The organism is Flavobacterium pygoscelis (assembly GCF_023162025.1).
Taxonomy (GTDB): domain Bacteria; phylum Bacteroidota; class Bacteroidia; order Flavobacteriales; family Flavobacteriaceae; genus Flavobacterium; species Flavobacterium pygoscelis.
Genome location: NZ_JALNUB010000018.1, coordinates 5,914 through 13,918, shown reverse-complemented (window position 1 = coordinate 13,918; position 8,005 = coordinate 5,914). Strand labels below are relative to the sequence as shown.

Genomic DNA, 8,005 nt, shown 5'->3' with positions numbered 1-8,005 from the left:
ACAGCATGAATTCCTATTACATCCATAATGGTACTGAAAGTACTGGTCCCTTTGATTTTGATGAGTTAAAAGCAAAAATGATTGCAAAGACAACTCCTGTATGGTGTGCAGGAATGGAGGATTGGAAATATGCTGGAGAAATAACGGAATTGCAACCATTATTTGTAATTGTACCGCCACTGATTAATAATTTTGTAACACCTACAACACAAACTGAAATAGGTAGCCTTGAGGAAACTGAAACAACTGAGCCAACAGCCAATTCAAAAATATTAGGCATCAATAAAACATTTTTTTATGTACTAATAGCCCTAGTAACACTATTTATAGCAAGTTCTGTATTTACTTATTTTGAAAATAAAAGAAGTGCTGAATTAGAGCAAAAGAACACTAGAACTGAAAAAGAAAATCTTCAATTTCAATTACAAGAAAAAACAATTAAAGAACAAAAAAATCAAATTATTGAACAAGAAAAAATAGCTTTTGAAAAAGTTCTAAAAGAAAGAAAAGCAACACTAAATAGCAGACTTGTAGAAGTTCAGGAAAAACTTTTTAAATCTGTTAGCGCTCTAGAACAAGCCAAGAATAAATTAAATAAAGCCCAAGATTTTCAGTTTTTAAGATGTGCTACTCAAAGAGAACAAGAAATTAATTCGAGCCAAAAAGAGATTGACTCTTTAGATAATGAAGTAGTTGAATTAAAAAAAGAAATGGATCATATCTCTTTAGAATTAGAAAAAATAAAAATATAGATTAAAATTCATATTTCAAATTAGAAATTAAAATACAGATTCATATAGAATTATAATTCATTATTTTTATATTAAGCTATTGCTTTTTTGTATGCTTACTAAAATCATATTAGTTTTTCATTAAAGCCTTATTCCTTCTATAAATTAAATCTAAAAATTATTTTATTTGCGATAATACAATTAAAACAACAGCTATTAAAGCTAGAAAAAGTCCCGCTAAATTTATTTTAGACAATTTCTCCTTAAACACAAAAATACCTAAAAGACTTCCTAAAATTATTACACCCATATTCATTCCTGCAAATACAGTCGAAGGATTTTCGGAAAATGCTTGGTGAGCTTTGAGATAGAAAAGAATATTTCCAAAATTAAAAAAACCAACTAAACCTCCAAAAGCGATGTTTTTAATCTGCAAACGGACATTATTAGCTATCCATTCATAAATAACAACAGCAACCATAATTAGCAAAGCAATGCAAAAAACTACAAATAAGGAAGTGGTATAAGGCAAAGTGGTGTACGATGCTATTTGTTTAAAAAGAATATCTATTAAACCAAAACCAAGTAAAACTATAGCAGGATATATCCATTTATTTTTGGTGTTTTCAGATGGTTTTGAGAGAATCAATAGTATTGCTGGTAAACCAATTAAAAATGCAATAATTTTTAATGAATTAAAGTCTTCTTTGAAGATTAACCAAGCGGCTAGAATAGGAATAAATAGTGAAAGTCGTTGTGCTGCATCTGTCTTTACAATTCCCATATGCTTGATTGAAGCAGCCAAAAATAAAAATACGGACGGCAACAAAAGTCCAATAACGATGTACAAAGTCCAAGGCGATTCTGTGTCAACTGACTTCAAATTAGGACTAAAAAACAAATAGCAAAGAATTATAGCAAAGAGATAGTTTGCTGCTACAATTTGTGAATTATTGACATTGTATTTGCGAGTTATTTTAAAAATAACACCCACAGTAACGCTACAAATAATACTTAAAATTAGAAAAAGCATAATAAATTTTTAGAGTCCAAAAATACTCTTTATTGGTTTAAAAATAGTTCTTTTTAGAAAATTAAACCTTATTATAAGTACAACTTAAAAGCACTTTCTGTCCCCGCCAAAACACAAAGCCATAAAGAATTTAATATTTTGAGTTATTACAATTCTTTTAATTTACATCAATAGTTTAAAAAGTTAACAAATAGATTTTACTAAAATTCAGAACACATCAATTGGGAAGTCAATTGATTTGGCTTACTTTCGCATTATGGATTCTTTTACACAAATCGTTTTAGGAATTGCAGTTGCCGAAGTATGCGCTGGAAAAAAACTTAAAAACAGAACCTTTATTTACGGTGCAATTTTAGGGACATTACCTGACTTAGATGTGATAGTTGGATTGTTCATAAATCCTGTAGACGCTATATTAATTCATCGTGGCATTAGTCATTCTCTTTTTCTTTTTTTGCTAATTAGTCCGGTTTTGGGTTGGCTAATTTCTAAGCTTGAGAAAGGTAAAATCATCTTTTTTTCTGCTACTAATATGGCTTTCTGGGGCTTACTGACTCACGTTTTGCTAGATATGTTTACTTCCTGGGGAACTCAAATTTTATGGCCTTTAGAGCCACGATTGGCATTAAAAACTATTTTTGTAATTGATCCACTTTATACAATTCCGCTTATTGTAGCATTAGTATTCGTATGGAAAACAAAGAACACGACACTGCGTAACAAATACATCATCAGAGGATTAATAATCAGTAGTTTCTATTTGCTTTTATCTTGTTTTATAAAACTTTACACCTTATCACAATTTGAAAAAGCACTAAAAAATCAAGGAATTCAATATTCTGAAATTATTGTAAAACCAACTGCTTTTAATTTGATTTTATGGAATGCAAACGTCGCTACTTCAGACAATTATTTATTAAGCGATTATTCCCTTTTTGACACACAACCCATTTCATTTGTTGTTTACAGTAAAAATAAGATTCTAGAAAAGCAATTGCTAGGAAATTCAGATTTTGAAAAACTCAAAAAAGCTAGCGAAGGTTGGTATATTATTTCAAAAAAAGACGGGGATTTATATTTTAACGATCTGCGTTTTGGCCTTTTAAATGATAATCCAACCAACCCACAATTTGCTTTTAGTTACCAGTTTATTCAAAATCCTGCTGGAATGCATGCGATCGAAGTCCCTAAAAGTAAGAGAGATGGAAAAAAATTACTCCAAAAGATATTCACTCGTTTAAAAGGGAATTAAATCACTTTTTACTAAATTAAATATCGACTGACGTAGATTAAGCTGTCACGTCGAGTGCATACGAGAGGCTTTTTTAAAGTAATCCCTATAAAGAATCTTCACTGCGCTCGATTAGACAATATTTAGTGTAGCTGTCACGTCGAGCGCAGTCGAAACGCTTTTTTCAATTAATATCTATAAAGAATATCGACTGTGCTCCATTAGACAATATTTAGTGTAGCTGTCAGGTCGAGCGCAGTCGAGACGCTTTTTTTAACTAATTATTAAAAAAAATCTCGCGTAAGCTCGATTTGACAATATAAATAATTTGTATTAAAAAAATTAATCACTTTTTAACCAACCCGTTATACTCATTCTAGTGTTATTCGTAATCAAAACTTCATGCACTAACTCGTCACTTTTAAAGAAAACTGTTTTACCTTGAGTGGGTGCTATTTTTTGATTATTATTTTGTTGATGAATAAGCAATTCGCCCCCATCACTTTCTTGCCAATCGGCATTCAAATAACTAATCATAGAGTATTTTCGGCTGGGATTATTTTTGAATTGATCCAAGTGTTTTAAATAAAAATCACCTGATTCATATAAAGAATAATGAAACTCATAACTAGTAATTCCTGCAAAGCAGCTTCGATTGAGGTATAAAATGAATTCTTCTATTTGGGCAAAAAATTCATTTTCGAAGGCATTATTGTGTTTTTTATCTAACCAATAAATAGAATCACTCCGAATTGCTCCATCATAGGAAACCTTTTCGGCGTTGCCTATTCCTGCATCAACCAATAAACTTTTAGTGTTAAGAGCAATTAAATTTAGCTTTAAGTTATTCGCCAAAGTGTTACTCAAGAAATGCTCAGATATACCTACTTTATTTTCAATATAAGTGGCTATCAAAGTCTCGAAATTATTTTCCATGTCAATTTTCATTGACTGCTTAGACCGCCAACAAGCAAAAGTAGAATAAAAAAAAATAGCATTACTTTATTGTGAAATAAATATGCATGATTTTTTACAGGAGATTCGTTGGCTTTTAAAAGCACTATTATAAAAATCTAAAATTTAAATTCTTTTTTTTTAAAATAATATCTTTCTAAATCTTCTAAAAAAATAAGCAATCTGCTAATTTACGCTTAAAATATAGGAATTTCAAAATAAAAAAGGGTTTAGAAATAAATCTAAACCCTTTTTATATTACAGTTTACTGATAAAACTACCGTAAATATCCTTAAACTGATAGCCTTCGGAAAAACGATCTTTACTTAATTTTTTATATTCGACCAAAGCCCATAATATAAACTCTTTCATAAAGAATTTGTCTTCATTGGCGAGTTGTGGTTGGTATTTTTTAATTAAAATTTCAAGCGGAACAATACTTCCTAAAATTCTTTGGTATTCTTCGTCCGTACAATCGTCTAATAACTCGAAACCACTTTCGGCAAAAAACCATTCGATAATATCCGTGTAAGCTGTTTTTTCATCTTGCTTTTCTAATTTTTCAATCTTAGGAAAATAAGCAGGGAAAAAAGTATGGATCGCATCACCTAATAAGTGCTGTGCGACTACGGCGGCTCCCTCCTGCTCTCCTTCATAAACTAATTCTACTTTTCCAGTAATTGCAGGAATAATTCCCATAAAATCTGACAAGCGAACCGTAGTTTTATCGGCTCCATTTTTCAAAGCTCTTCTTTCGGCAGTACTTAATAAATTCTCAAAAGCCGTAATACTCAAACGCGCGCTAATTCCGCTTTTGTTATCAATATATTCACTTTCTCTGGCTTCAAAACTAACTTGCTCCAATAAATCTCTCGCTAAAGAAGGAACGTAAACCATATCATTCTGCAATGTATCTAACTTGGCTTCTTGTTCCGTAATTGTTCTTGCAATTTTTATCGTGTCAGGATAATGGGTTAATATTTGCGAACCTATTCTATCTTTCAACGGCGTCACAATACTTCCTCTATTGGTATAATCTTCTGGGTTTGCTGTAAAAACGAACTGCATATCCAGAGGCATTCTTAACTTAAAACCTCTAATTTGGATATCCCCTTCTTGCAAAATATTAAACAATGCAACTTGAATTCGAGCTTGTAAATCAGGTAATTCGTTGATCACAAAAATACAGCGATTCGCTCTCGGAATCATTCCAAAATGAATCACACGATCATCAGCATAAGATAATTTTAAATTTGCCGCTTTAATAGGATCGACATCACCAATTAAATCTGCTACGGTAACGTCTGGAGTTGCTAATTTTTCAAAGAAACGATCGCTTCTATGCAACCATGAAATTGGAGTATCATCGCCTTTTAAATCAATAATATCTTTCGCAAAACGCGAAATCGGTTTCAATGGATCGTCATTAATTTCAGAACCGCTTACATACGGAATATATTCATCCAATAATTCTACCATTTTACGTGCCAATCTCGTTTTGGCTTGACCACGAAGACCTAATAAGTTGATGTTATGACGTGACAAAATTGCTCGTTCCAACTCTGGAATTACCGTATTCTCAAAACCATGAACTCCTTCAAAAGTAGTTTGCCCAGCTTTTATCTTTTGTCTTAAATTTAATCGCAATTCATCTTTAATACTTTTGCTTTCGTATCCTGATTTTTTTAATTCCCCGAGTGTTTTTATATCTTCTATTTTCATATTTGTTGTTTTTTAACCACAAGGTTTACAATGTTTTGCACAAAGTTCACCAAGATTATTTTAATTTTTATTACTATTATTCTCTAATAATATTTTTAAGTTAAGTGTTCAAAGCTATGTTTCAACTCATTATTCAACACTATTTTATTCTCTTCTTTCTATTGGTTTCATAATCTTCAAAAATCATTTCTCCCAATCCTTTTAGCCCCGTATAAAATGCTTTTCCTTGATTGGCTTCGGTAAAATGATTTACAAATTGTTGCAGGTATGGATCATTCGCAATCATAAAAGTTGTAATCGGAATATGTAATTTACGAGCTTGTTGCGCCTGATTGTAACATTTATCCACAATATATTCGTCAAGACCGTTACTGTTCATATAATAGGATCCATCTTTCTCGCGCACGCAACTTGGCTTTCCATCGGTAATCATAAAAATTTGCTTGTTGGTATTTCGTTTGCGACGTAAAATATCCATAGCCAATTGTAATCCAGCAACCGTATTGGTATGATAAGGACCTACTTTTAAATACGGTAAATCCCTAATTGGAATAGTCCAAGCGTCATTTCCAAAAACTAAAATATCTAAAGTATCTTTTGGGTAACGCGTAGTAATGAGTTCAGCAAGAGCCATCGCCACTTTTTTAGCAGGAGTAATACGATCCTCGCCGTACAAAATCATACTGTGGCTAATATCAATCATTAAGACCGTGCTCATTTGTGATTTAAACTGTGTTTCCTCGACAACCAAATCATTTTCGGTTAGCATAAAATCATCGACGCCATTATTGATTTGGGCATTACGCAAGCTTTCTGTTAGTGAAATACGTTCTAATCCGTCTCCAAAATGAAACTCCCGAAACTCGCCTGTATGTTCGTCTCCGCTTCCTGCATGTTTTGTTTTATGATTCCCACTTCCAGAACGTTTCAAGTTTCCAAAAATAGTATCCAGAGCCTGCTGTCTTATCGCACGTTCCGTCTTGGCAGTGATCCCGGTTCCCGAAGTCCCGTCCTCTTTCAGTTCATCACGAATATATCCTTTTTTTCTTAAATCTTCAATAAAATCATCAATGGTATAGTGTTCGTCGGTGAGTTTATATTCCTTGTCTAATTCTCTCAACCAATCGATTGCTTCATCAAAATCTCCCGAAGTATGCGTTATTAATTCCTTGAAAATACCAAAGAGTTTGTCAAACGGGGACTGAAATGGCGGTTCATATTGCTTGAAAAAGAAACCTTTTTTATTTACATTTTCCATAGACTTTAAAATTACATCATTTTATAGCGTACTTCAAACGAACGTTTATTAATTTTTAGTTAAATGAGATTTAGAAACCCATTTAGAAATAATTGTTCACCACACACTTGTATTTTAAAGTTCAGTCGTAATTTGCGTTTATAATATCCCTAATGAAGGAAATCTATCTGTTGACACTTTGGTAACATAAATCAGTCAGTAGACAAATTTAAAAAATGTATCTATTTAGAAAATTTAAATCTATTTGTAAGAATTTATTAATACATTTGAAATATAAATAAACTATGATTTAGTCATACCAATCCACCATAAATTGGTTGTATGGGTATAATTTAGTCATACATATATACTAGTTGTACGACAGCAATGAGCGACCGAAAATCCTAACAACATTTGTTTCTTAAAAAGGAAACTTATATCTTTACTGCGAATTAAGAATAGTAGAAAATGGATTATAAATTTAATGTTGAATTTCTTGAACCTGTTCTAGAGTTTTTGGAAAGTTTAGACCAAAAATCTAAGGAAAAAATTCTTTACAATATTTGGAAATCGAGAAGCGTAAATGATAATGAATTGTTTAAAAAACTCGATGGAGAAATTTGGGAATTTAGAACTTTATACAACAAACAATATTTAAGATTGTTTGCTTTTTGGGATAAATCAGATAAACAAGATACGATTGTTATTTCTACTCACGGTATAATAAAGAAAACAGATAAAACGCCAAAAGTAGAAATTGAAAGAGCAGAATCATTAAGAATAAAATATTTTAACGAAAAAAAATAAGATTATGAAAACATACAGTTTAGATGAAGTAACAGATAAATTCGTTGGAGAAAAAGGAACAGAAAACAGAGACAATTTTGAAAACGAATTAAAAATTGATTTGATAGGTCAAACAATTAAACAAATTCGAAAAGAAAGAAACTTGACACAAGAACAATTAGGACAATTAGTTGGTGTAAAAAAGGCTCAAATTTCTAAAATTGAAAATAGTTTAACTGACGCTAGATTCGATACAATTATTAAAGTTTTTCGTGCTTTAAATGCTAAGATTAACTTTAATGTAGAATTAT

8 protein-coding genes are annotated in these 8,005 nt (G+C 31.3%); 4 read left to right on the top strand and 4 right to left on the bottom strand.

Annotated elements, in window-relative coordinates; all coding sequences use genetic code 11:
- A partial coding sequence (locus tag MW871_RS15770) for a GYF domain-containing protein (RefSeq protein WP_248429352.1) occupies nucleotides 1-752 on the top strand: 752 nt, incomplete at its 5' end.
- 157 nt (nucleotides 753-909) lie between these two features.
- Here MW871_RS15770 and MW871_RS15765 read toward each other — a convergent pair.
- On the bottom strand, nucleotides 910-1,764 hold the full coding sequence (locus MW871_RS15765) for a DMT family transporter (RefSeq protein WP_248428909.1): 855 nt from the start codon (nucleotides 1,762-1,764) through the stop codon (nucleotides 910-912).
- Nucleotides 1,765-2,020: 256 nt separating this feature from the next.
- Here MW871_RS15765 and MW871_RS15760 point away from each other — a divergent pair, with 256 nt between their 5' ends.
- Nucleotides 2,021-3,016, top strand: coding sequence for a metal-dependent hydrolase (locus MW871_RS15760; RefSeq protein WP_248428910.1), 996 nt, complete (start codon nucleotides 2,021-2,023; stop codon nucleotides 3,014-3,016).
- A gap of 321 nt (nucleotides 3,017-3,337) precedes the next feature.
- Here the strand turns inward: MW871_RS15760 and MW871_RS15755 are convergent, their stop codons facing one another.
- The 3 genes from MW871_RS15755 to MW871_RS15745 all read right to left on the bottom strand — a co-directional run bounded on the left by MW871_RS15755 (nucleotide 3,338) and on the right by MW871_RS15745 (nucleotide 6,929).
- Nucleotides 3,338-3,931, bottom strand: coding sequence for a 2OG-Fe(II) oxygenase (locus tag MW871_RS15755; protein ID WP_188050892.1), 594 nt, complete (start codon nucleotides 3,929-3,931; stop codon nucleotides 3,338-3,340).
- A gap of 276 nt (nucleotides 3,932-4,207) precedes the next feature.
- On the bottom strand, nucleotides 4,208-5,671 hold the full coding sequence (locus MW871_RS15750) for an AAA family ATPase (RefSeq protein WP_248428911.1): 1,464 nt from the start codon (nucleotides 5,669-5,671) through the stop codon (nucleotides 4,208-4,210).
- 139 nt (nucleotides 5,672-5,810) lie between these two features.
- The gene (locus tag MW871_RS15745) at nucleotides 5,811-6,929 is read right to left on the bottom strand and encodes a vWA domain-containing protein (protein ID WP_248428912.1); all 1,119 of its coding nucleotides are present in this window, start codon (nucleotides 6,927-6,929) and stop codon (nucleotides 5,811-5,813) included.
- A 447-nt stretch (nucleotides 6,930-7,376) separates the two neighbouring features.
- Between MW871_RS15745 and MW871_RS15740 the strand changes: the two genes are divergently transcribed.
- Together MW871_RS15740 and MW871_RS15735 are read left to right on the top strand one after the other, a co-directional pair.
- Complete coding sequence (locus MW871_RS15740) at nucleotides 7,377-7,715, top strand: type II toxin-antitoxin system RelE/ParE family toxin (protein WP_248428913.1); 339 nt, start codon at nucleotides 7,377-7,379, stop codon at nucleotides 7,713-7,715.
- A 4-nt stretch (nucleotides 7,716-7,719) separates the two neighbouring features.
- A partial coding sequence (locus tag MW871_RS15735; protein WP_248429351.1) for a helix-turn-helix domain-containing protein occupies nucleotides 7,720-8,005 on the top strand: 286 nt, incomplete at its 3' end.